The 24,616-nt window shown below is 42.3% G+C and carries 25 protein-coding genes and 1 riboswitch; of the genes, 5 read left to right on the forward strand and 20 right to left on the reverse strand.

All coding sequences use genetic code 11. The annotated features are described in order from the left end of the window. Positions 1 to 968: 968 nt before the first annotated feature. A complete protein-coding gene (locus tag J2X69_RS06105) occupies positions 969 to 1,790 on the forward strand; it encodes a HipA domain-containing protein (RefSeq protein WP_310101022.1) in 822 nt (273 codons plus the stop codon). Positions 1,791 to 2,043: 253 nt separating this feature from the next. On the opposite strand, the gene J2X69_RS06110 is transcribed toward J2X69_RS06105, so the two are convergent. The 5 genes from J2X69_RS06110 to J2X69_RS06130 form a co-directional block, all read right to left on the reverse strand. After that, positions 2,044 to 3,036, reverse strand: coding sequence for a DUF4625 domain-containing protein (locus J2X69_RS06110; protein WP_310100117.1), 993 nt, complete (start codon positions 3,034 to 3,036; stop codon positions 2,044 to 2,046). A 109-nt stretch (positions 3,037 to 3,145) separates the two neighbouring features. Further along, positions 3,146 to 3,973, reverse strand: coding sequence for a hypothetical protein (locus tag J2X69_RS06115; protein ID WP_310100120.1), 828 nt, complete (start codon positions 3,971 to 3,973; stop codon positions 3,146 to 3,148). A 126-nt stretch (positions 3,974 to 4,099) separates the two neighbouring features. Beyond that, complete coding sequence (locus J2X69_RS06120) at positions 4,100 to 5,557, reverse strand: DUF6850 family outer membrane beta-barrel protein (RefSeq protein WP_310100123.1); 1,458 nt, start codon at positions 5,555 to 5,557, stop codon at positions 4,100 to 4,102. A 9-nt stretch (positions 5,558 to 5,566) separates the two neighbouring features. After that, entirely contained in the window at positions 5,567 to 6,775 is a 1,209-nt protein-coding gene (locus J2X69_RS06125) for a DUF4876 domain-containing protein (RefSeq protein ID WP_310100126.1), read from the reverse strand. 18 nt (positions 6,776 to 6,793) lie between these two features. Continuing rightward, the gene (locus J2X69_RS06130) at positions 6,794 to 9,508 is read right to left on the reverse strand and encodes a TonB-dependent receptor plug domain-containing protein (protein WP_310100129.1); all 2,715 of its coding nucleotides are present in this window, start codon (positions 9,506 to 9,508) and stop codon (positions 6,794 to 6,796) included. A 94-nt stretch (positions 9,509 to 9,602) separates the two neighbouring features. Here J2X69_RS06130 and J2X69_RS06135 point away from each other — a divergent pair, with 94 nt between their 5' ends. Next, positions 9,603 to 9,764, forward strand: coding sequence for a hypothetical protein (locus J2X69_RS06135; RefSeq protein WP_310100132.1), 162 nt, complete (start codon positions 9,603 to 9,605; stop codon positions 9,762 to 9,764). 142 nt (positions 9,765 to 9,906) lie between these two features. Here J2X69_RS06135 and J2X69_RS06140 read toward each other — a convergent pair whose 3' ends face one another. The 15 genes from J2X69_RS06140 to J2X69_RS06210 all read right to left on the reverse strand — a co-directional run bounded on the left by J2X69_RS06140 (position 9,907) and on the right by J2X69_RS06210 (position 21,610). After that, positions 9,907 to 10,647, reverse strand: a complete 741-nt coding sequence (locus J2X69_RS06140; protein WP_310100135.1) for a GNAT family N-acetyltransferase — start codon at positions 10,645 to 10,647, stop codon at positions 9,907 to 9,909. 6 nt (positions 10,648 to 10,653) lie between these two features. Beyond that, positions 10,654 to 11,103, reverse strand: a complete 450-nt coding sequence (locus J2X69_RS06145) for a DMT family transporter (protein WP_310100138.1) — start codon at positions 11,101 to 11,103, stop codon at positions 10,654 to 10,656. A 259-nt stretch (positions 11,104 to 11,362) separates the two neighbouring features. Then, entirely contained in the window at positions 11,363 to 11,581 is a 219-nt protein-coding gene (locus J2X69_RS06150; protein ID WP_310100141.1) for a hypothetical protein, read from the reverse strand. 336 nt (positions 11,582 to 11,917) lie between these two features. After that, on the reverse strand, positions 11,918 to 12,511 hold the full coding sequence (locus J2X69_RS06155) for a Crp/Fnr family transcriptional regulator (protein ID WP_310100144.1): 594 nt from the start codon (positions 12,509 to 12,511) through the stop codon (positions 11,918 to 11,920). Between the two features lie 119 nt (positions 12,512 to 12,630). Continuing rightward, entirely contained in the window at positions 12,631 to 12,996 is a 366-nt protein-coding gene (locus J2X69_RS06160; RefSeq protein WP_310100147.1) for a DUF1801 domain-containing protein, read from the reverse strand. A 359-nt stretch (positions 12,997 to 13,355) separates the two neighbouring features. Continuing rightward, positions 13,356 to 13,895, reverse strand: coding sequence for a hypothetical protein (locus J2X69_RS06165; RefSeq protein WP_310100150.1), 540 nt, complete (start codon positions 13,893 to 13,895; stop codon positions 13,356 to 13,358). 3 nt (positions 13,896 to 13,898) lie between these two features. Further along, positions 13,899 to 14,408, reverse strand: a complete 510-nt coding sequence (locus tag J2X69_RS06170) for an outer membrane beta-barrel protein (RefSeq protein WP_310100154.1) — start codon at positions 14,406 to 14,408, stop codon at positions 13,899 to 13,901. Positions 14,409 to 14,890: 482 nt separating this feature from the next. Further along, entirely contained in the window at positions 14,891 to 15,703 is an 813-nt protein-coding gene (locus J2X69_RS06175; RefSeq protein ID WP_310100157.1) for a hypothetical protein, read from the reverse strand. Positions 15,704 to 15,749: 46 nt separating this feature from the next. Further along, positions 15,750 to 17,357, reverse strand: a complete 1,608-nt coding sequence (locus J2X69_RS06180; RefSeq protein WP_310100162.1) for a hypothetical protein — start codon at positions 17,355 to 17,357, stop codon at positions 15,750 to 15,752. Between the two features lie 30 nt (positions 17,358 to 17,387). Beyond that, positions 17,388 to 18,191, reverse strand: a complete 804-nt coding sequence (locus J2X69_RS06185) for a hypothetical protein (protein WP_310100165.1) — start codon at positions 18,189 to 18,191, stop codon at positions 17,388 to 17,390. A gap of 124 nt (positions 18,192 to 18,315) precedes the next feature. Next, positions 18,316 to 18,918, reverse strand: coding sequence for a hypothetical protein (locus J2X69_RS06190; RefSeq protein WP_310100168.1), 603 nt, complete (start codon positions 18,916 to 18,918; stop codon positions 18,316 to 18,318). 7 nt (positions 18,919 to 18,925) lie between these two features. Continuing rightward, complete coding sequence (locus J2X69_RS06195; protein WP_310100171.1) at positions 18,926 to 19,432, reverse strand: hypothetical protein; 507 nt, start codon at positions 19,430 to 19,432, stop codon at positions 18,926 to 18,928. 113 nt (positions 19,433 to 19,545) lie between these two features. Then, complete coding sequence (locus J2X69_RS06200) at positions 19,546 to 20,121, reverse strand: hypothetical protein (RefSeq protein ID WP_310100174.1); 576 nt, start codon at positions 20,119 to 20,121, stop codon at positions 19,546 to 19,548. After that, a complete protein-coding gene (locus J2X69_RS06205) occupies positions 20,112 to 20,816 on the reverse strand; it encodes a hypothetical protein (RefSeq protein ID WP_310100176.1) in 705 nt (234 codons plus the stop codon). Before J2X69_RS06205 ends, J2X69_RS06200 begins: the two co-directional genes overlap by 10 nt. A gap of 11 nt (positions 20,817 to 20,827) precedes the next feature. After that, on the reverse strand, positions 20,828 to 21,610 hold the full coding sequence (locus J2X69_RS06210) for a DUF4412 domain-containing protein (protein WP_310100179.1): 783 nt from the start codon (positions 21,608 to 21,610) through the stop codon (positions 20,828 to 20,830). Between the two features lie 191 nt (positions 21,611 to 21,801). Next, positions 21,802 to 21,905, forward strand: a riboswitch (TPP riboswitch). Between the two features lie 37 nt (positions 21,906 to 21,942). Here J2X69_RS06210 and thiS point away from each other — a divergent pair. The 3 genes from thiS to J2X69_RS06225 are packed head-to-tail and all read left to right on the forward strand — an operon-like array spanning position 21,943 to position 24,596. After that, the gene (gene thiS, locus J2X69_RS06215; protein WP_192085910.1) at positions 21,943 to 22,146 is read left to right on the forward strand and encodes a sulfur carrier protein ThiS; all 204 of its coding nucleotides are present in this window, start codon (positions 21,943 to 21,945) and stop codon (positions 22,144 to 22,146) included. A 3-nt stretch (positions 22,147 to 22,149) separates the two neighbouring features. Next, complete coding sequence (gene thiC, locus J2X69_RS06220) at positions 22,150 to 23,997, forward strand: phosphomethylpyrimidine synthase ThiC (protein ID WP_310100186.1); 1,848 nt, start codon at positions 22,150 to 22,152, stop codon at positions 23,995 to 23,997. Next, positions 23,997 to 24,596 carry a thiamine phosphate synthase gene (locus J2X69_RS06225; protein WP_310100188.1) on the forward strand — a complete coding sequence of 200 codons (600 nt, stop codon included), beginning with the start codon at positions 23,997 to 23,999 and terminating at the stop codon, positions 24,594 to 24,596. The genes thiC and J2X69_RS06225 overlap by 1 nt, the downstream gene beginning before the upstream one ends. The last annotated feature ends 20 nt before the right edge of the window (positions 24,597 to 24,616 follow it).

Raw genomic sequence — 24,616 nt, forward strand, 5'->3', positions numbered from 1 at the left:
TCGTTAGTGGTTCCTCTTGGTATCTAAATAAAAGATCTTCAAACTCCATATTATTGTCACAATATCGCACAATAATCGGAAAATTTCCGATTATTTACCAAAAATTTGACAATAATTGAAAATATTGTTCAAACGAATACTGTCACAGATTTTAATAAGGTTTGTGAAGAATGTGGCCCGAAGAAGTAACTTAAAGGCCTCTTGAATGATTAAAAGCATTTCGATGTTTTCCTCGGACGTCAGAAGCATCACCTACATAAATCATAGCAGGTGTTCATTCTTTGCAAAAAATCCCGTTAACAAATCCCTGAAAATAAATGGGACTCTTTGCACTTCCCCAACGAGCCCAAGAGAAGAAAGTTCATGCCTGACTAAAAGGATTTAACAAAAACTATATTTTTAGTAAATCAATGATTTTAGTTTAATGCCTCGCTTATTATTTTAGAACCAACAATCTCATATCTATTCTTAAATATCTTGCTATTTTTTGTAGATTTAACTTGGAATAAAGTTCATTCAAATAATAGAAATAATACAGGCGTAAGTAAAGAGGATTTATTATAACATACTGTAAATCAGTATGTAACAAACCTTGCGTAAATCGTGTAGTTCTTGAAAATTTATAATTGTAAGTAACTGATAATTAGACGAATACAACCAAGGTTCACATCCCTCTTCCTCTGCTGATTGAATCACAAATCCCTGTTTACCACTGGTTTACAGGGATTTTTTTTTTTATTGCATTAATCACAAATGAGTCACCAATTTATTGTGATATTTTTTTTTGTTTTGAAATATTAAAAAACATGTCCTTCCAGCGAGAATAATTTCCAACCAACTATACAAGCTATAAAAACCACATTATAATGTGAAAATATAATCGAATAGGGAGTCAAGCTTCATAAATAGTCAAAAATCACACTATACTGTGAAATTGATTTGAATACCAGATCAAAAAGCTATCCGTACTGTGGGACAAAGGCCAAATTCGACTAACCTCGGAAGGAGAACAGGGGACTTACATACTTAAACCTATTCCCCGGGATCTGGATAAAATTGATCAAGTTCCGGCGAATGAACACCTGACCATGCAGATCGCTAAGCAGATATTTAAGCTAAAGGTCGATGAGAATGCCATGATATTTTTAGAAAATGGAGAACCGGCATATATCACTAAGCGATTTGATATTGATTCAGCGACATCAAAAAAATTGGGGGAGGAAGACTTTGCTACTCTTGCAGGCAAAACAAAAGAAACCGATGGTAATGAATTTAAATACAACTACAGTTACGAAGGGATAACTTCCTTGATCAAAAAATATGTTGCCGCCTACCCTGTCCCACTTGAGGAATTTTTCAGGCTCGTGACATTCAATTTCCTCTTCTCAAATGGAGATGCGCACCTAAAGAATTTTAGCTTATTAGAAACACCACAGGGCGACTACCATCTTAGCCCTGCCTATGATTTAGTGAATACAAGGATTCATGTCAAAGATCCTGAATTAGCTCTCAAAGATGGTTTGTTTGACAATGACTATTACACAAAAAGTAATGAGGCCAATGGTTTTCATGCTTATGATGATTTCTTTGAATTTGGAGTAAAGATCGGTTTATTAGAATCGAGAGTTCGACGAATACTAAATGAGTTAGCAGATCATAAACCAGAAGTAGAATCAATGATACGGCGAAGTTTTCTTAGTGACTATGCAAAGGAGATTTACAAAACCACCTACTTGGACAGACTAAAGTTATTGAATTACTCCTTTCTAAATTTAAAAAAGGATGGATGAAACATGTTGGTATTAGGAAGTGTACCAAAGATTCAAATCCTCGATTTTACCGTTTATCCCAAAAAACTGAATAAAATCCAGCATGGGAAATTAGAGATCTACCCTGAAAACAAGCGCATAAATAGGGCATACTGAGAAACGCCGGTAATAGATCAAAGGTTATCATATTGATTGATTAACCCATTTTTGATGTGAACGGTTTTTCAGCAAGCCCTAAATAAATGCACCACAAGAGATATTCGAATTCCTTTTTTTAATCCATTTTGATTGAAACATCTCCATAATGGAACAAACTCATGTTATAAGTACTGTTCTCGTAGATAAAGCCTACATAGTAGTTTCCGGAAGCCCAGGCTTTTTGACCGGTTATTGGTTGTACTGCGGGTGTATTATTGTCCGAAGCAGCTCCGATTTCAATCATTGGGTGGATTATAGTTAATGGCTTTGTTGAAAAATCATACATATTTGAACCGTATTCCGATTGGACAAGATCTTCGTGCTCCCACACATCGGCAACAATTACTTTTGAGAAATCTATGTCAGAAATCGTTTCGGGTCTGTGGTTATGCTTTTTGTCTATCAACAGACAATACATTTTCCCATCACCTTTTATGGATGCAATACCCGCAATAGGCGCTAGAAACTCATTCTTATTGATGGCTTCATCAGATTTATAGGGTTCAAAATCCTCATAAATAGTGCTTAATGCATACAACGTTTTTATTGACTTGAAATTTGCATCTACTACTTCAACACCGAAGTTAAATCCAAGATCGAGAGGTAGATTCTCAGGAGTGTAAATAGTAATGGCACGTTTGTCTTCCAATATAGTCCCATTTTGGTCGGTGACAATGATCAGAAAATCATAAGTCCCTTCCACAGCATCGGCAGGAATATCGAAGTGTTTGTGAATAGTTGCATTTTTGACTCCCCTATACTCCTCCCAGACCACTTCATGGCTCCACGTTTCGGAATAAGTCTCCTCACTTCGCTGCAGGATTCTTATCTGCACCGTTTCTATTCTGTCTCCGGCAAGTACTTCGGCATTGAAATGGAAATCGCGTCCTATGACCCCCATCTCATTATTATTCAGTCCTACCTCTACTTTATCCAGTGTGGGTACTACCTGAACAGGATCTACTTCATCATCCTTACATGAGAACAGTGAGACGATGAATAGACATATCAATAGAAATGGCATGCCTGCGATTGAATTCGGCTTTAGTTTAATGGATAGATTTTGCATGTTTGAATTGTTTGTAAAGATTTTTGCGTTAATAATAAAATGATATTGTGAGTAGCTTAATAGCGTTTACAGTGATGCTTGAACCCATAAAACAGTCCTTAGTTAAAGCTTAGGGTAGGGCATCAGCAAAGATTAAACTTCTATATACCGCCTGTTTTTTACTGATATCCCAGAAGAGTTCCAGAAATGGATATTGCAGGTCCATAGCCATCAGATTGGATTTTCGCAGTTTATAGATCGCAAGAAGTTCCTCAGCCTGCTCCCTCAGAAGAATATCTTCTTCCTGAAGTTGATACCCTTGCGGAACAGCATAGACAAAACTCCCCTCCTCCCTGCTGCTTACCGGAATCTGCAGAAATTCCCGTTTTACAAATTCTTTGGTTTCCTTCTCATGCTCCGATGCCTTTACAAAGAAGTCCACCGCATGATCCGGATATCCAAAGAAATATCCATAAGCCCTCCACCGCGAAGAGGTAAAATCAAATTCCGTTTGGCTCAAAACCTGTGAAACGGGCGTTTCAGGTAAAATCCCCCTTTTAAGGAAAAAAGGAGCATGGTCTTTAATTTTTGCTTTCACCGATTCTCTGTGATAAATCAATACTTCAAATGAACGTTGGTTCCCGTAGATCTCCCGAAAAGGAATGACAACAAAACCGACAGGAGCTTTTTCAAGTAATGAAAGGGCGACATAGAGATCATTCAACTGCCGGTTAACCTCATCTTCATTCAGATAATCCCGAGAGACTGAATCAATCTCAAACTGAAAATGAAGAATCGTACTGATCGGCTTGAGTCCTCCCATTACTGTATAGATCCCCTCATTTTCAAGGATTTCCTTAGCCAAAGAATCAGCAAGATGCAGTGTACGTGATGATTGTCCATGTGTCCCGATAGTAAGAGAAAACATGATTAATAGGGTTGAGAATAGGGTTTTCATCTGTTTATATTTTGATTTTTAATGGTCAGATAGCCTGTCCCGTCCGCCGCGGCGGACGGGAGAATCTCGCATGGCTAATAATCATCCCAGTGTGTGACTTTTGAGTCATGCTCGATTTCATGTGGATTAAAAGAGTAATTGGGTGAAAAATGAGAATTCATGAAGTGGATAACTTCGGGAAAGGCGATGCGAATAGCGGGATCCTACAAGTAGCTTATTTTCATCACTTAGTGGCACCATCCATTTGGCCCCAAGTCCCGGTTCGAGAAATGATCGGGAATAAAAAGCTTGTTGTGGACCAAGAAGCAGGTGGGATATCTCTTTGGATGAATCATAAACCAAGTCAGATTTCGCATTCCATGTTTCTACAGACGGGTTGATGTAAAACAGTGACTTACCTAAACCAAAGCGCTTCAGGACAGAAGCCTTAAGACTGAATACAGAGATGGAGACCTGTTCCCTCGCTGCCAAATCCTCAGAATTATCGGTACGGTACTGCAGTTGAAACTCTGCCTGCCAATCCTTGCCAGCGCCGAGGTTGGCAATATTGACCCAACTCACCTTTCGAAAGTCTCCTTCCACATTGATCGCATTGAAAACGGGATCATTACCGCTAAGCCGTTCCGAATCAATTGAGAGCAAAGACTCAATTTGCCCAATCCCATTTAAGCTAAAATCTAGCCCGCCTGTCCATCTAAGCCCTTTCATACGTGCCGCCCCGCCATTTAGAGGAAATGCAACCCCATCCCTCGCCTCATAGGATTTGGTTTTAAACTTCATTTCGGTGAATGCATGTACAGCTACTTTCCTATACTGCATGGCAAAAGAAACATTCGTTCCCTGCAAGCTCTGCGTTCTCTGAAAAGACTGGTAAATATTCCGCATAAATGTCCCCCACCCTCTTCCCTGGTAGATTTCCGCATCCTGCACCGCATAGCTTCCGATATGATTCTCTTCCTTGGCGGATAGCAACTGTATTCCTGCACTTACTGAAGTATAGGCTCCTGTGCGAAAGTTCTGTCCCAATCCTATGATGTATCTGTTTGTCCTAGCCAATGGTCTGGGCTCAGCATTCCTAGTATGGGTACCGACTTCATAAGCTAAATTACCCACAGTCTGCCAACGCTTTTCGGAGCCATATTCAGGGCTGGAGAATCCTACTTGAAAGCTTACCTCATCTCCTGACCAAGGCTGTATATCTTTGTCCATGAGCCGATAGGGCACAACTCCCCAGTCAGCCGTTTGAAGTAAGTATGGGCGTTTGGAACGAAGTGTTTTATGATAATTAAAATTCCCGGCCATCATCCAAGAGCCCAATTCCATTACAGAAGCGGATTGAAAATACGCCTGACTTAGGTGATGTGTATCAAAAGGCTGTTCCCGTATTCCTAAACGGGAAGTATAACCCAATCCCGCCTCATAGAAAGTAGGTTGTCCTTTTTGAAGCAAATAGGAATACTCATGAAGCTGGGCCACAAAGGGAAGATTTTGATAGAAAATCCGGTCAATAGGGAAATTTTGCCCGCCGGAAACCAGCGGGCAAAAAAGAAATCCTAGAAACCATTGTACTCTTTTGGGAATCATTGACAAGAATTATGGCAATACAGGAGTCGCTGACAATTCAAAGTCCAGCTGACTGTTATTGGTGTCCTGATACACTGTATTCCCATCCACGGAGGCAGATTTCCTGATTACAGATTCGCCTGTGTAGGTATTGGACACATAAGCAAACCCTGCATCCAAACTGGCGGCGATACGCTTATAAGCTCCATCTGCCTCACTTCTCAGAGTTTCCACAGCATCCAATACCAGAGAATTGGGAACCTTCACCACTTGGGGGAAAGTCGGGGAAGTGTCAGGAATAGCTACTTGTTCCAAGCTGCTAAAATCATCCGTTCTCCAGATAATCGTGCCCGGTCCAAAAACCGGCACCAGCGAAAACGTTGCGTTGAAGGGGTGATAAACCATCTCCATATTGGGTACATTCGGAGCATCTACATCTCTGGTCGAGCCTACTACAAACAGTTCGAAATCCGCATTGCTCAGATCGACAGGACTGCCGGGATTAGCCTCTTCAGCTTGGTGATTGATTCCTTGCTGGGCAATGATCACTCCTGTAAATGGCTGAAGAATATTATCCTGCCCGGCTCCCGGAATCCTCCAGGCTGTAGAGATGTAGACATGATCTTTGTCATCCTGAAAAGGAGATGGCGCCTGATCGGGATTGATCTGTCCGGAAACCCCATACACATTGGAAAGCATGAGACCGTCCAGTGCAATAGGTTCACTGGAGTTGTTATAGATCTCGAAAAACTGATCAAAGAAGTAATTTCCACCTTCAGGCGTTTTGGAACCGGAATAGTAAACCTGCTTGATCACCAATCCACCGGTAACAGAACCTGACAGCTGAACCGAAATCGGTCCTTTGGAGGCTAATTCCTCTGAGAGAGCAAGGCTATTATCCAAATAGTTCAGGTTGATCCCGGCAGGAATTCCCGTCAGCGCCATAGCCTGCTCCTCACTGAGAGTCATACTCGCACTGAGTTCGTAGCTACCCGGTATTAATTCTTCGAAAACAACTTTACCCTCAGCATCAGTTACTTTCTCCTGCTGGGAACCGGAGGCCAGGTTCTTCAGCCGTACAGTTACGCCTGCCGCCTGACCAACTTCGAAATCCTCAGGAAACAATGTGGAAAATTCGGCAGAGAAGGCTCTTAACCGCGGTTCATCATCCCGGTCGCAGCCAAGCAAACACAGGAAGAAAAACACCCCAAGTAGACCGGTCAATTTTGATTTAAACATGTTCATAGTTATTGTTGATTATAATTGATAGAATAGTTCAGCTCCGAAGAATAGGCTAAGGTTTCGTTGTGAATAAGTATCCGATCGGACACTCCGATATAGCGGCCTGTGATTGGTCAGATTGTTTACATAGAATGCAAAACCCCTTCCCTCACCGAATTCCTTGTTGAGTCTCAAATTAATAAGGGTAAGCGGAGGCATGCGCTCTGTTAGCAGCTGATTTTCAGCAATTTCCCTTCGATAATTGTCGTATTCAGGAAGAACAGCCTCATCCATAGACAAAGAAGTTTGTATCCCCCTTCTGTCAATAAGCCCCACAGGAAGTTCGGTATAACCTACCGGGCTGTCCATTTGGATCCAGATAGCCTGAACCAGGCAAGAGATTACTAGTCTTGCCGCCGGTACCCTGTGAATAAACCGGAGTGAGGTATTCCATTGGGCAGAAGACACCCCCACTCCTCCTGCGTAGATAGGTATATTGGGGCTATCCGTATATCTGTATATGAATCCGGGATCTACCACATTTCCCGAAGAAGTAGAAAGGGTTTTGATGTAGGCTCCTGTAAGGTTAAGTTGTGTATTTATGCGTTTGATCTCCGGAAAATCCACCGTGTATTCCAGGCCTGTATTGACAAGATTTTGATTATTGACAGGCCTATCATAAGCCAGAAACAGTGTATCATAGGACACCGGTGATCCACTCAGTATAGGAGGAGATCCTGTGGGGTATTCAAGAACTTCAAATTCAGCACGTCGGGCGAGATAATGTTCCCTTACATAGCCTGGACCGTTTTTAACAGTTTCGCGAAAAGCTGTAAGGCTAAAACTGGAGCCAAATAACTTCCCATCAACCCCTAACTCGGCTTTGGGACTTTTGTAAGGCCTTACGCCCCCATCAGGCAAATCAATTTTATTGGTGGTGACGATCAGCAGCCGCTCTTCAGGCACAGGTGCATAATAGTTGAAATTGATCAAGTCTATAAATCGTGGTCCCGGGCTGAGGTAAATCAAGGAGGGGACTTTAGACAGAACTCCATATCCTGCTTTAAGAGATAGTTTTTGCGGGATCAGCGCCCAAGAAGCATTCAGCCGTGGTTGGATATGGGTCCCCAAAGACATGGGGGATGCCCCAGAGAGAAAATAATGATCCGCACGTACACCAATCTGCCAAAACAGCGGCTTGCCCATTAACCGGGAGGAAAACCGGTCTTCCCCATACCACGACAGTTGATTGAGCCCAGGAATATCACTAAAGCTTCTGGGACGGTCTCCTGCAGAATAATTCTGACGTGGAGGCCGGGTTAAGTCAAAAGTTCTTCCGGGGCCACGGTTAGCATCATATCTCCATTCTGTACCCAGCAGCACTCTGTGAGACTCACCGAATAGTCTCCAATTTGCACTGGACTCCAGTCTATGGTAATAGTTGACAGCTCTTCCTGCTACGGTTGTTTCATTCAGATATCGTGCCGTTCCAAAAGGAACAGATCCTGTGCTGTCTTTCAGAAAAATCGGCCGTGGCCCAACGTTGGTTGTGATAAATTCTTGAAAGAACGCATCCTGCCGGTTCAGATTGAGAGAAATGGTAGCCTCAACTTTTTCGAGCCATTTGGAATCTGAATAATAAGTCAGGCGGTTGTTAATTCTGATAGCCCGATCCTGTGCTCTCCAAGCTCTCGCGGCAGGGTCATTTCCTTCGTCCTCCCTACTTACAGCCAGATTACTGCTTAGTCCCAGACGGCTTCTCCAAGTCAGCTTTGCCCCAAACAAACCGGTCAGCTCATGCCCAAGTGTAGCCGTGATTCGAGAGTACCCGTTTAGAATATCCCTGGGATCAGGCTTGGAATCAATAAAATCAAGATCCAAACTGACTGCTTGTTTTTCAGGCCGAACAGACAACCCAACTCCTCCACTGACTTGGAATGAATTGGGATTGGCACGGACACGCAGCTGAGGGGAAAATGCTCCTATTCGGGTTTCTACCAATATGGTTCCCGAAGTAGCATTTCCATGTCTGGCTGAAGCCACTCCCCGGATCACTTCCACCCGCTCAATCTGGTCTGCAGGAATCTGTCTTAGATCAGTCCCCTGTCCGGAAACTGATTGAAAAGGAGGTCGGGATCCGGGTGAAGAGTTCAGTATGTTTACATTGTATTGAAGATTGGCATCATTGGATATGGGACTGCCATCCATCACCAATGAGGTCCCAAGTTGTGCCAATGTACTTCCTGCAGAGGTAGAAGGAGCCTGACGGATCAGGATTTGTTGGGGTGAATTGACGCTGGGATTGATGGCAAGTTGCCCGGGCAGCAACTGGAGCACATCCCTGAGACTGTTGGGTTGGACATGCGCTATGGCCTGCCGGTTGATTTCCGTGCTTGTTCCCAGCCCTGCTTGGTTTTCCTTACCCGTAACCGTTACTTCGCCCAATTCCAAACTGCTTCTCTGAAGCCCCAATTTTAGGATATACCGGTCAGCACTTACATTAATCAGGGTATCCACAGGTGCATATCCCAAGAAAGAAACCTTTATACGTACGGCGGTGGACTCAGGAACTTCGACGGGACCAAAACTCCCTCTACTATCGCTGATTAGGCTTCTCCCGATTGGCTCAAGCTGAATCAAAGCCCCCGGAAGGGGAAGTTGGTTTTCATCAATTACATAGCCTTCAAGAGTCTGGGCTGTCAGGGAATGTAAAAGGAATAAGGTACAAACAAGGGTAAAGCCCCAACGCATTTAGAAATTATTTATGCAATACTGTTGCGCAAAATTAAACCCGATATTGTTTGATGCAACTTTATTGCATAAATATATTATTAGAATCAAAAAGATGTTTGGATACCAACGCAGTAGAGGTTTTGGGATTCTCTCTATCAAAGGCAACTTGGGGCAAGGAAGTGTGAGAGGAAAGAACAGCCGGGAGTCTTTCACCAAATCTCCGGGAGATTATAAAAAAACAATCCACCGAAGTGGATTGAGTAAAACTGAGTAAACTTATAGAAGTTAGCAGAAATATATAATGAGATGACAAGACCCATTATACATCTTTTCTAGCTCTACCTTATGAAAGGAATTTTGGGACTGTCATGGAATTAACCGGTTTTTTTCATCCTGGTCCAAAATCCCTTTATTGTTTATGGGGTGGTTAGCAGTCCATAATTTGTCATTAGAAAATCTTCCGAAAAACCCATTTTTTGATAAATGCCTTTTCCCATTGCAGAAGATTGAAGCGTCACAAATTCAACGTGGTCATCAATAGCATTATTGATTAAATGCGCCATTACTTCTTCTGCCAAACCTTGCTTCCTGAACTCAGGAATAATTCCCAATCCGTGTACACCCAATACATTTTCTGTTTTGTGTGCGATCACTGTTCCGATTATCTGATCATTGAAGCGAACAAGGTAATAGGAGATTAAATGGTTGGTCTTATTGAGAATTTCCGGGGAGATTTGGTATCCGAAACTTCTTGGATATAATGCACTCCAGCTAGTCGCCTGACTTTCTTCTGTCACTCTTTGCAGAGTTATACGATCTGAGTGGGTATACTTCCCGTGAAGCTTAAGAGACATTCCGATTTGCTCAGACTTCTTGCCAAAGCGAAATTGCTCGAAAATAGGATGAAGTTCGTTTTCAAAATCGCTCCAATGGCTCAGGGTCAGGGGAATCGATGAGCTCCAAATAATTTCGGCTGCTGTCTCCAACGTTTCCTCCGTTACTCCTGCAGTAAACCATACCCGGTTGGGCCATTCAGAACCGCTGACTTGACAGTAGTTTATAGTGTTTTGAGAAAATTGCTTTTGAAATGAGTTCCCTACAGTTTCCCACAGGGAAATCAGGTTGCTGATGTTTTTCTCTTTGACAGTATTATTCATTATATGCTAGTTTGAGTTGATGAAAGCTATTCCTAAAATCATTGCGGATACCCCAATCATCTTTTTCAATGTGATGGGTTCGAGCGGTAAATCCAGCCAGCCGAAATGTCCCGCTACTACAGAAAACACCAGCTGCCCGCACAATCCCATAGATATCATTTTAGAGATGCCCAGCTTGGGGATTGTAAAATAGTACAGGGTAATTCCTATTATACTAAACAAGCCTCCGGTAAACCACAGATACCAAGGAACCTGCTTTGCTGTTTGGATATTGGGTATATCTTTCGAAAAGAGCATCACAAAGACGAAAGCAAATAGAACTCCGCTGATTGATGTCGAAATGGAAGCAAGAATGGGCTTTTTGACCAGCACGCCCAATTGGGTGTTAAAACCTGCCTGTATAGCCAAGCAAACTCCGCCTATGAAAGCTATTATGGATAATAAGGATTGATTCATGTGATTATAATTTGTTTTTCAATGGCCACATAGCCTGTCCCGAACTTGATTCGGGAGAATCTCGCATGCATTATAATCATCCCAGTGTGTGTGTTCCCGTAGGTACAGGATCATGCTCGATTTCATGTGTTTTTAAACTATTTTTTACTTTTATAGAAATAGTTGAGTGGGTTTGAATGGGTTATTAAATAACATTCTGTATGATCCCGTAGGTACGGGATCAAGCCTGCGGTAGGCAGGCCTGTCTGCCACTGGCAAGCTAGATTTCTTTGTTCTTTTGGCTTGGCCCAAAAGAACCAAAAGGCCAAGACGCCAGCAATCTTCCGCCCTCAGACCAGCCGCACCCTCGTGCTGCGTCACCCCAACGCGCCCTAACAACAAGCAAATCTGCTGATGCGGTGTATGTCTGGATCATCCCCCTGTGTGTTCCCGTAGGTACAGGATCATGCATGTCTGACTCAGGCAGGCTCGATTTCATATGGTAAAATTATTTCAAAGAATCCGGCACACGCTTTACATATGTTGAGAGGGATGTTTTTTTTTACATGTATATCCGCTTTTCTGCCAGTAAAGAGACTAAAGCATTATAGGATTTGGTCAATAATAGCATTGAGGCCACTTCGGTCTCCCGTCTTCCTGCCTAATAAGCCAAGGCACTAAGGAGTCTGGCATCATTGCAATAATCACATTTTTTATATCCGATTTATTCCAACAGTGAGATGAACTCAAACTAATCTGATCAATTCGAACAGCGCTTTTGTTCTGCCTCTTTGCAAAAAATAAGGCAAATCAAACTCGCTGAGGATAATCAGATTTACTTTAAATCTTTCCGGATTCTACTCAGTTGTGTAGGGGTAATTCCCAAATGCGATGCGATGTGCTGCAAGGGAATTCTTGTGTCTATGTTCGGATACTTATCCAAAAACTTTAAATACCGCGTTGTGGCATTTTCCATTACCAAGGATATTTCCCGTTGTTCTTTATCGATTACCCAATTCTTTTCGAGGTAGGAAATGTAAAAATTTTTGACCTCATCATTTTGGGAAATAAGTTCTTTGTATCGGTAGTAATCAACACTTATAAGGGTGGTATTTTCTATTGCTTGTAAGGTGAATTCAGAAGGAATCTTTAACAGTGCCGAAACGGTGGATCCGGCAAACTGCTTTTCCAAAAAAATATTCTTATTGTATGTATTCCCTTCACTATCCGTGAAAAAAGCTATTATCGCACCTTCACAAATAAAATAAATATGCTTAGCGACATCGCCGATATTGAGAAGTATCTCATCTTTATTCAACGTTCGAAAGCTTATAATAGCTTCAAACAAAGAAAATGACTCATCGGAAATCGGAGAATACCCCAGTACCGTTTCTTTGAATTCAGCTAGGTATTTTTCAGTTATGCTCACTTGTTTTTACAGCTTGGTTTGATATTGCCTGTTAGTTTGAGACACTCGGAAGATACCTGTGCTAAACCTTAATTGGAAAGTTAAAGTTGCTTCGCAAATTTTCTTTTTGTCGAGAAATCCTATTTTCGTCTAACTTCATTTAGCTTGGCCTGTTCTTTAATCAGTCGTATTAATTCAGACTTGGGGACTTTTTGGTCCGGCTTAATCTGAATAGTTTTCTTACCTGTTTTATATCCTTTTTTCTTAAGTATTTCACGTACTTCATCATCCAAAGCATCAATACCGAAACTCACGTGCTTCTTAGCTACATCAAACCCCGCAAGTATTCCGTGATAGTTATATATGGGGACATTCCAGCTTATCCCGCCTTCAGCCTTTGGAATTGTGTTTTTTATAATTTCCGCAAGTTCGTACATGATTCCTTGAAATTCCCGGGGTGCGGCATCTATGTATTCTTCAATCGTTGTTGGTTTTATGTCCTTCATTTATTTGTTAATTATTTTATCCCAATTTAAATCGGTAAAGGATTAAAAAAAACAAGAGAGGTCAGTACATATGTGGGGCTCCCGAATGAAACCCTCACATCAAGCCGGAATCCACAAAGCGCCCCATTATCGAGTGGATAGAATTGGCATAAAATCCCGTTACAGATTTCATGTATTCCAAAGAAGCGTACCAATATATTACAGCTGTTCCAAGAATACGGAGCGGAGGAGGCGAAAAAAAATGCCACCATTGAAAATGGAGATTTTATTTAAAAATCATTTCAACAGAAATTCAACAACCAAAATATTCAGAGCCGGGTTATCGATAGAGAACCCAGCCTGTTTAATCAAAGTTTATTTTAGAAGTATCTCTTAATAGATATTTCACCGGTTCCTGATATCTTATTGTTATCACTACCAAAATCCCCGGCTCTTTGAAACTGACAGGTAAACTTGAATTCCCCCATAGCCAATCCGGTGGAAGCTCCAACGCCGGGAGTTTCCTGATAATTAAGACCACTTGCAGAAATACTCCCCGAAATACTTCCAAACCGTGAAAAAACATCCGTTCCCGGAGGTGTAATTATGATAAATCCACCATCTGCCTCTTCTGATTCAGGATCCCGGATTGGCAATACTGTATTGCCATGCATCATTACTTGGACCAGCATTTCAAAATCCCCATCCATAATATTAAAGGTAATCATCCTGTATGTAGGTTCCCCTGGAATATCAATGTACTGAGCCATAAGTTCTTCATTGGGGATGGTACCTGAATAAGACTCTCCATTTGACAAATTCACATGGTACGTATGCTCTTGAAGCACTTCAGGACCGCTTCCGCAAGAACTAAGACCTCCAATCAGCAAAGCTGAAATAAAGAAATACAGTAGTCTCATACCTCAAAAGTTGAATTTTATCCCACCTGCCAATACCAATCGGTCGAAATCACTGAGCACATACTTTATTTCGGCGAAAGGAAGTAAGTTTTTGCCCAGATCAAAATTTACACCTGCACCTAAGTTCAGACCAATCCTTCCTTCACTGACTGAAAAATCTGAAGTGCCCCCAATGATGGACAGGTCCGTTTTCACTTTCATCTGGGTATAATTCAGCCCTCCAAGTCCGTACAAATGTATCGCACCTTCCTGAAGCAGCATATAATTCAAATTCCCATTGATTTCAAAGGCACTGGTTTTCACAATCGTTTCGTCTTTGGGAAAATAAAATGAAAAGCTGGGTGAGATTATCATTTTCTCAGCAATTGGAAATTCGGCAATAGCCCCGACACCCAATGAATTGATGTTGGTTCCGTAGATCAGTTGCCCACCGATCCGTTTGGAATCCTGGGCAGAAACTTGGTCTATTCCTGCGATTAGTGTAATCACAAAAACAATTAGTAATTTTTTCATTTGTTTGTAATTGGATAAATGATAGTTAAAACAAGGTCATACTCGACCGTCTTTAGTTAGTCTGGAAAAAGAAAAAAAGGTAAACGCGGGCATTAAAATTTGCGCATAAAAAAGAGGCTGTCTCATAGCTCATAATTGTCACATTGAGCAGCCAGTCTGCCGAAGGCATGAAAGTCGAAATGGGATTAATTAGCATATAAAAGGCTTCGACTTCCCGCCAAGGCGAGGCAAGCTGCTACCAATGACGGATTTAATCTGAGTGCAGGTATTGTGTCAGTTCGAGCACCCGGAAGACGGGAGTCTGAAGGAACGAGAACCCTTCGATTTCGAGACTCTCGCCTCTCAAGTGCTCAGGATGACCTTAATTTGCCCTTAATTACCTTGCTGTCACTACTCTTCTTTTGTAAATTCTAATTTTTTATTACTCAGCCTGACAAGAAAAGCTGACTATGAGACAGTCTCAATGCGCTGAGCATCCTTACTTAGTAGCAGTCCCCAACCAGTTCTATGGAATCCGTCAAAGGTAAAGTCTGCAGTTCTCCTTGGGTATTCCTTATTCTCAGGGTGTAATCTTTGATAGGTCCCCAGTAGGTGGTGGGGTCAACTGTTTCCAGCTTCAATTTGCTCCAATACATTTGCCCCTTAGAGTCAGTATAGGATGATTCAATCCTTGTCACCAGCTGATCATGCCCCAGACCGAAAACCTGACTGAGGATTTCCGGCAACCGAAGTTCTTGCGCCTGTTGATTAAAAGCATAGATGAGCCGCGTATCATAGTCCACTGTAGCAAGATGGATAGTCTCCAAACCGTTGGAATCCTTTAACCTCCTAACCTTATACGCCTTGCTTTCCAAACCCGCTATTATCTCATTGGATTCAGGAAGGGCAATAAACTCGATATACTCATCCTTAGGAGGAATGTCTGAAAGCTGGTCCTTAGGCTCCAGATATACCGAGTCCACCGTGACCACCTTGCCGTTGCCTGGCCCTTCGGCTTCAGTGCCGAAGGTCAGGTAACTGCCATCAGGCTGGGCGATGACGTAGTCGATCATCTCGTCTTCCCTGCCCCATGCAGCCTGGTCAAAAAGAAAGCGCTTGCTGCAGGTGCTGTAATAGATCCAGATTTCGCCTGATTGTCCTGTATGATCTGAATAGGAGTAAATAATAGCCTGATCAAAATAGAGCCCACCTTCTTTGCTATCGTATGTGGCAAGGTCTATTTCCTGTGGAAACCCGACTGAAATTGAACTCACGACTCCAACTAAGTGAATGATGATTTTAGCTAGAAACTTCATATTGATCAGATTATTTGGTGACAATAAATCATATTTACCCCCTTTCCTATTCAATAATTTCTACGGTAAAAGCAATCATTACTGCAGGCGTTTTAAACTGCTGATCCCTTTTGACTGCAAAAAAGTAATAGGGAGGACTGACTAAAGCACCGGCATTATGATGACCTTGACCTTCCAGAATTCTATTGAATTTTTTTTCATCATCTGTCAGTTTAGTCTGGTCTCTCAATTCATGAAGATACACTTTGCGATGTATATTCCCGAAGTTAGCATCACCTAGAGGAAGCGCATTTGAAAGGTGTGCTTGTCCATTTATAGCTACACGTTCTGTTTTGCCCTCCAAAGCAGCTCGATTTACTTCAAATTCAAGAAATCGATCAACAGGAAATAAAGCGGGTCTTGTAACTCCCTCTCCTGATTTCGGCATATCTGCATCTTTAGCAAAACTGTAAAAACCGAAAAAATGGTAGTTTATACCTCCCCAAGACCGGTTTTTTATTTTGTCATAATATGAAAGATTATGTTTACTCGAAGCTCTTGATTTGGGAATATCAAAAACCCGTGCCGGAGCATTATTGGTAGCTTTAAGCTCTGTGGTATTGGATGAGGTCTCTTTATAGGCACGGATACTTCCAGTCCCATATAAAGCTATTGAGGCTTCATCGGTTAGGACATAGTTGAGAAAAGACTTATCCCAATACGTTGAACCTGCCAGATAAATAAATTTATACTCCACCCTCACCTTTACCGTCGGACTCAATTTGACACCTTCTCTTTCGGCTATGCCTTTATTTGTTTTCTCCACCTTATACCCAACCGTTGGGGATTTGATATAAAGTGAATTATCGTTTCCAACTATAGATCCTTCTGCATTGACCAGCTTTTTCCCCTTTTCATATAGATTATTTATAAGGAAGGTCACGCTGTTCCCCTCTACATCCCCCACAAAGAAGCGTTTATATGGATCTCCTGTGATCCCATAGTCGTTTCCTACTACACGGGCTTCAATAGTATGCTTGTGTTCTTGGTTTGGATACTGCTTGATTTCGAAGTATATGTCACGCTTGATCCCTTTGGGGTCGTCCAATCCTCTAACCACGTAAAACCCTGCCATTGGTCTAGGCTTTACTTTTGGGATGGTTGCCATCTGAACTCCTACTTTTGGAGTACCCGTTGCTTGCGTCACTACCGTACCACTTCCCACACCAAGTGCACCTTTTTGAAGTGAGGTAGCTGCCTGAGCTTTACTTGCCTGCTGATTGGTCAAGGTCTGATTCTTGAACATTGGCCCACCATAGTAGCGTGCCCCCTTTGTGCTCTCGTGCATAAACATAGTGGCATTATCATTGGCTCTGATGAAAATCCTGAACTTCTGATCCAAAGAAGCCCATTGGTTTTTGTCATATTTCAGTGTACCCGTGACTTCCTTATTGGCCATGATACCGGTAAGTGTGGCCTTCATGTTTTCCTTTTTATGAATAATTTCCCCTGTGATCGTATTTCCATTTTGGGTCAAATGGTACTCGATATTAGGATCCACTTTTGATTTGTCATTCACCATAGATGCATTCCATACACCAGTGAAATTTTGCGCCTGCGCCCATCCTGCCCAAAAGAGCAGAAATAGCTGTATTAAAATATACTTTCTCATCATGTTCGTTTTTTTAATAGAATTTGAATCTCTTTAATCTCCAGCTAGCAAACGATTGATGAAATGCTGAGCTCCGGTGGATGTGAGTTGGGGAAGTTTCGTGTCTTTGCGCTCCCCTCCCCAAGGCGTCCATTCTGTCTGCCTGCCCCATCGGTAGGTTCCTTCAAACTTATCATCACTGATTCGTGTAATTTTGAAATAGCCATCTCCCTTAGTACTGGACATAAATTCACCCTCCACCTCATTACCCGAAAAACCGATCAGGTGAATTACCCCGGTATTTTCAAAATCCCCACTTACAAAAGTTTTTCCTGTCTTTACATCATTGATCTGGATTAGCCGGATCATCCCAAGATTAGTTTTCCAAGTACCTGTCCAGGTTCCTTTTCCCATATAGGGTTCATTTGATTGGGACTGATCAGATCCCGCAGCACAATTAAATGCCAAGCTGGGTCTTGTCCGTCCTTTCCTTGTCCCTGCGGCTTTTCGGTCATTGCCTTCCAGGCCAAAATATACCTCCAATACATCCGCATTATTTCGGGTAAAATAGAACAGGAGTGGTTCTTTCTTACCTTGACAATAGGTCAATTCTCCTTCAAACTTCCCAGTATTTTTATCATAATTGCCTTTGAAATCAGCTAGTTTTTCCTTTTTCGGGGAAGCCAAAATCCCCTGAATTTCAGCCGAAGGAAGAGTCTGAAGCACTCTGAGTTCATTCCCAATATCCAGAGTAAATATCCCGGTGGCCTGAGCAGGAAAAGTCTGTGCAGACGCTAAAGTGCCCAAGGTCATAATCACCAAAGCGCCTAGTAGCAGTTTTTTGATGTAGTTTTGCATGTTATTATTAGTTTAGAAAGACCATAATCCTCCCAGGCAGAAGATGAATATCATCTACGCCGCATGAGTTACAGCCTGATTTGTAAATGGACAGTGAGGCAGATTAGAGCCGCCAAAAAGAAAATCACCTTGGATCGAACCCCTTTACCCAACCTTTGATCTTGACTTTTTCACCAGAGGTAGTTTCGGTAAAATCCCCCTCAAACTCAGCTTCTATATCTAAAATCGGATACTCTTCTTTAGTGATCTGATCCACCCATGATTTTTCCTTTTTAGATATTATCTTGTAAGAACCGCTATCGGACAAGAAAACATATTTTTTATCGTTTTTCTCCACCTTCAGCTCTATAAAAGAATTCTTTCCAAAGGGATTTTCTTCGGGCTTAAGCGGACCTATCTTATCCTCTTCCCAGATCATTCTAAAGGTACTGTTGCCCTGTGGCGGATCAATGAAGCTAACTGTGGACGCACTGATTTCCTTGTTCTCGTCCCATCTGGAATCGATGCCACCCTGCGCATACACAGGTGTAGTGAACGTTTGCCCGTCCAGCGAACCGCCGGAGATTTTGAAGGAATAGAAGGATTTGGATTTCAGTTTCTCCTTGTCCATACCCAGCTCCTTGGCTACTTTTTCAAGCGCTTGATCTTCTTTTGAGCCACCACAGGAAAATGTGATGAGTAACACACCTGCAAGGAGTATTGCCTGATTAATTAGTTTTATTTTCATGAGATTTCTATTGAATAGTGAATGAAAAAGTGGCGGGTTTGATTTGACCTTTGGCTTCTAATGGTCTGGCGAGCAGCTTAACCTGATAGCTTCCGGGGGCAAGTTTCCCAGGAGTCTCTTTCATAGTAGCCCGGTTTTTCTCGTTATAACTTAGCATAGAGATAAAGTCAAAACCTTCTGTTCCTATGATCATATCACCGGGGATATAAGGCATGGGATTTCTGGAAGTTTTCCCTACCAGTTTACCATTATGGTACACTTCGGTGATAAACTCAAAAAAGATAATCTCCCTACCCTCTTTGGATTTGATCCCATCGCCCTGAAAGGCAAATAAGATGGGATACCTATCCTTCCTGAAATCGACAAAAATATCAATCAGATTGTCGGATTTGGTTTCCAGTTTCAATTCAGAGCTTTTTCCAACGGTAATAGCTCCTTTGACAGTTTGGGCATGGGATTCGATCAAAATAAATGTGAACCATGCCAAAGCGATGATGCGGATAAATGTTTTCATTTTTTTTATGTTTTATAGCTTGGTGAAAATTTGATTTCAGGATTCTTGACCACTTTTCTTAGTATCATTTTGAAGAGAAATATCATTCCTCCTCCGGTGATCGATGGGCAAAATCACATCTCGAACTGCAGGTAATTCTTTGCAGAAACCTTCCCGGAAAAGGGAACCCAAAGCTCAGGTTGATCTACCTCCTTTTCCTTACCGAGTTTTCCATTGAACTCAAAGACAAACTCTTCAGAAGTCCAGATGATCACTTGAAGTTGGCCCTCCATAATATTTTGAGGAAAAGACATGTCGTATTTGACCTGCCCCGGCTCCCTATCCGAGTCGAACTTCCCAAATCCAATAAAAAAAACATCCCCAGCTTCACTGAATCCATGAAATAAGCCGGGTTGATTGAACGACAAAGTGTCCGGCTTCCGCTGTGCTATATCCCTCCCTGCAAATGTCAGGGAAACATGCTGGCCCTCATCGTCCATTATGGTAAACATCAGCTGGTTTGGATATACAGAAAAGGTTGCATTTTCCATCCGAACATTGTCAAATACTATTTGGTCTCCGACTTTTAAATATGCGATATTTTCCTTCTCGATATGCCTGAATTGTTTGACACTTGAGACCATCGAGAGGTGAAGCATTGCTTCTTGACGAGTAAGCAAGAGACTCACAAACCAAATAATCAGTCGCATATCTCAGTCATTTTATCCGCCAGCTTTCTTGCCAGTTCAATACTTTTCCCCTCATCCACAGATCCATAGGGACCTACTTGGGCGCTGAGCGTAAGCAATACCTCACCCACTACTACAAATACACCAAATCCTTTTTTGTTGTAAACCGCATAGTCTGCTTTTGTATCCAATGGGATGTAGGCATTTTGCTGCATACCCATGACAGTAGTTTGAAGGGTTGTATTGGAGGACGCACCGGCATTCGGTTCTTTGGACTTATCCAACTCTTCATTGATTAGATTATTCAATCTGGCTGCTTCTTCAGGCGTTTTGTCCCGGTATGTATTCTTTGTGAAATCCACGACCAGATTAGGAATATCCTTATTCTTATCTGTTCGCTTGAGTCGAAGTTTCTCTGCCGTCTCCATTTCATCAAATCCTATGAAATGGACCACACCATCTTCCATCCAGGAATATCGATACATATGTCTTGACTCATAATGATCCGGTTTGATCGGATTCCCATTGGCCAATTCTTTGATTAATTCTTCGGTGAAAAATTTCCCTTCATTTTCTCCTGTATAGTCCATCAGGCAGGAACCTTTCACCTTTTTGGAACCGGTAGTGTTACCCAAGAGACTTTTCTCCCCAGTAGATGTACTGCACATAGATGCCGCTATCAGCAGCAGATTGAATGTGATTGCAAGTAGTTTCATGATTCAGCGACTTAAAAGGCCATCCCATTTTTGTATTGGCTCATGTCAATCACTTGCTCGATCTCGCCAAGTTGTATGACTTTCATATTTGAAGAAATTTTACCCTTCTTATCGAAAGCTGTCATTTCCATCATAAAACCCTGCATTTTCTCAGGTATAGCGACTTTATTTTTGGAATAAGAACCTAGGGATTTGGCAAAGGCAGACTGATCAAACTTTACTTCAGGAGCTATCCAAAACTCACCTTTCAGGTTTTCATCTTCTATGATGTACTTCGTTGCGGCGTAACCCAAAATAGTTTTGGTTTCGTTAGTCTTGATCATTTCCGGCATGCTTTCATCTTCCTGTGCATCAGCGGCACTACCAAACATCCCCATCATTGAGGTGGACATAGCCGAATAGGTTTTGTCTTTGGGATTAATAGTCACCATCACATCACTATCCAGATCGTATATAATCAGCATGCCCGCTGTCTCCATACCGAAATAGCTGTCCCGAACATTGTACTTCCATACCTGAGTCATGGGTTTGCCCTTTTCCATGTTCATTTCCATGGTCACTTGGAAATCAAAGCTATACTCAGAAGGAGCTTTAAAATCCTTGGTTTGTCCCATCATTCCTGCTAGGTCAATCCCTCCTAAGCCATTCCCTTCGTTACTTTGATTGTCACCTGAAATGGCTTTGTTTGTCACCTGGTCTTTGAGTTTCTTCAATACTTGGGATTGACCTTCGACTACCATAAAAAACAGGCAGAGGCAGAGTACGTAAATCTTGGAGTTTGTATGTCTTTGCATAGCGTTTGAATTTTGATTGCTATGCCTTAGTCTGTTAGGATGAAAAATGGTAAACAGTCAACTCAAAAAATCTTACAGTCAAGCCCCTAAACCGGGGGATTAAAGATAACGATATCATTGCGGGCATTCAGAACGGGGATTTACAAAACATCCCTTCTTTCTTCCCACTCTCACAATTTATTTGTAGCTTGGGAAAACTTTAGGGGTGTCCTCACTGAATACAGTAAGGACTGAGATTATACCCTTTGAACCTGATGCAGTTAGTACTGCCGAAGGAAAAAGCTAAGTGATACACGTGCTGTGTCTCCCCTGAAGTATATAATTTTTACAGGATGGAGATAACATATAACAATCAAACTCAGGAGGTACAGGAAGAAACATCGGTTTCAGACTTTGTTTTTCGTCAGATAGGCGAAAAACAAAATGGTATTGCTGTGGCAATCAATGAAACCATTGTACCCAAGACAGAGTGGGCAAAGACCTACTTAAAAGCAAACGATAATTTATTGATCATCAAAGCAACTCAAGGAGGGTAAGTTATGAGCAAAAAAGACAAATCACCCATGCAGGGCAGTATTTCAAAAGGACCTATAAGCGGCTCTAAAAAAGTGTATGTACCGGGAAAAATCCACGATATCAAAGTAGCGATGCGTGAAATTGCGGTCTCGCCTACGAAGTTGTTCAGCGGAGGAACAATGAAGAATCCGCCGGTGACTGTATATGACGCAAGTGGACCCTATACGGATGAAAATGCTGTAATAGATATCAAAAAAGGATTGCCGCGCATCCGAGAGCAGTGGATTCTTGACCGCGGGGATGTGGAGCGTCTGGAATCCTCAACTTCAGATTACGGACAGGAACGATTGAACGACAGTTCGTTGGATCATTTGCGTTTTGAGCATATTGCAAAACCTCTGCGGGCGAAAAACGGTGCAAATGTGTCACAGTTGCACTATGCCAAAAAAGGAATTATCACACCTGAAATGGAATATATTGCCATTCGCGAAAATCAACGGATAGAAGATTTGAAAGCGCAATGGAACGGCGAATACGATACGATGTGTGCGCAGCATATAGGCGAAAGTTTCGGTGCGAATACTCCTAAAAATCTCATCACACCTGAATTCGTACGCGATGAAATAGCAGCGGGAAGAGCCATTATCCCAAATAACATCAACCACCCGGAAAGCGAGCCGATGATTATAGGACGTAATTTCTTGGTGAAGATCAATGCAAATATCGGTAACAGTGCCGTGACTTCATCCATTGAAGAAGAAGTGGAGAAAGCAGTGTGGGCTTGCCGTTGGGGTGCAGATACCATTATGGATTTGTCTACCGGGGATAATATTCACGAGACTAGAGAATGGATTATCCGCAACTCACCCGTCCCGATAGGAACTGTTCCGATTTATCAGGCACTCGAAAAAGTAAAAGGTAAAGCAGAAGATTTGACATGGGAGATTTTCAGGGATACGTTGATCGAGCAAGCCGAGCAAGGTGTATCGTATTTCACCATCCATGCCGGTGTGCTTTTGAGATACATTCCATTGACAGCCAAGCGAATGACGGGAATCGTCTCCCGTGGCGGTTCTATTATGGCAAAATGGTGTCTTTCACATCACAAAGAGAATTTCCTTTACACGCATTTCGAGGACATTTGTGAAATCATGAAGGCATACGATGTGGCTTTCTCTCTTGGAGATGGTCTCCGTCCGGGCTCGATCGCCGATGCAAACGATGCTGCACAATTTGCCGAGCTGGAAACATTGGGCGAACTGACAAAAATCGCTTGGAAACACGACGTGCAAGTGATGATAGAAGGTCCCGGACACGTGCCTATGCACATGATCAAGGAAAACATGGACAAGCAGTTAAGAGAATGTCAAGAGGCTCCTTTCTATACCTTAGGGCCTTTGACTACGGATATTGCACCGGGCTACGATCACATTACTTCGGCAATCGGTGCTGCGATGATTGGTTGGTTTGGTACTGCGATGCTATGTTACGTCACGCCAAAAGAACATCTAGGCTTGCCAAACAGAGAAGATGTGAAAACAGGAGTGATCACCTATAAGCTGGCTGCGCACGCTGCGGATTTGGCAAAAGGGCATCCCGGAGCACAATACCGGGATAATGCGTTGAGTAAAGCCCGCTTCGAGTTCAGATGGGAAGATCAGTTCAACTTATCGCTGGATCCGGACACAGCACGTGAATTTCACGATGAAACACTTCCTGCTGAGGGCGCAAAAGTCGCCCACTTCTGTTCGATGTGCGGACCGAAATTCTGCTCGATGAAAATCAGTCAGGAAATTCGAAATGACGCTGAAGCGGGAATGTTTGAAAAGTCAGAAGAATTTAAAGAAAAGGGAAGGGAAATTTATTCCTAATGCTGATAGTAGTCTCCAGTGCTGAAATGCTAGAAAATGAACCTGCGGCAATTAACCAATTATTTGCCGCAGGATTGAAGTTGTTTCATTTGCGCAAGCCCGACGCCGGAGAAGAAGAGATCAGAAATTTGTTGACAGCAATTTCAGAAGAATATCTCCCTCGGGTAGTGCTTCATCAGCATCATCTCTTGGCGGGAGAATTTGGAATTCACAGAATCCATTTCAAAGAAGCAGAACGGAGGAAACTAACAGCGAGCGACTATTCGATTATGGAAGATTCAGGACTGGTTTACTCCACCTCCGTGCATTCTCCGGAAGCGTATCAGAGCTTGAATCAGGTATTCCGCTACGCATTCTTCGGGCCTGTTTTTGAAAGCATTTCCAAACCCGGCTACACCCCTGAAAAGGAAATGAAAGCTGAGTTCGGAAAGTACAGGTCAACGAAAGTAATTGGTATAGGAGGAATTACGGAGGCAAATGCAGCTTCAGTCTTGGAAAATGGATTTGATGGTGTAGCTGTTTGCGGTACAATCTGGCAGAGCGGGAATAAAGTAGAAGCATTTGAAAAAATACTTATGAATTTGGGCATCGTAAACTGAGATGAAAGAGCTAATTCAAT

Origin of the sequence: Algoriphagus sp. 4150 (genome assembly GCF_031457395.1) — a bacterium.
Lineage (GTDB): Bacteria > Bacteroidota > Bacteroidia > Cytophagales > Cyclobacteriaceae > Algoriphagus.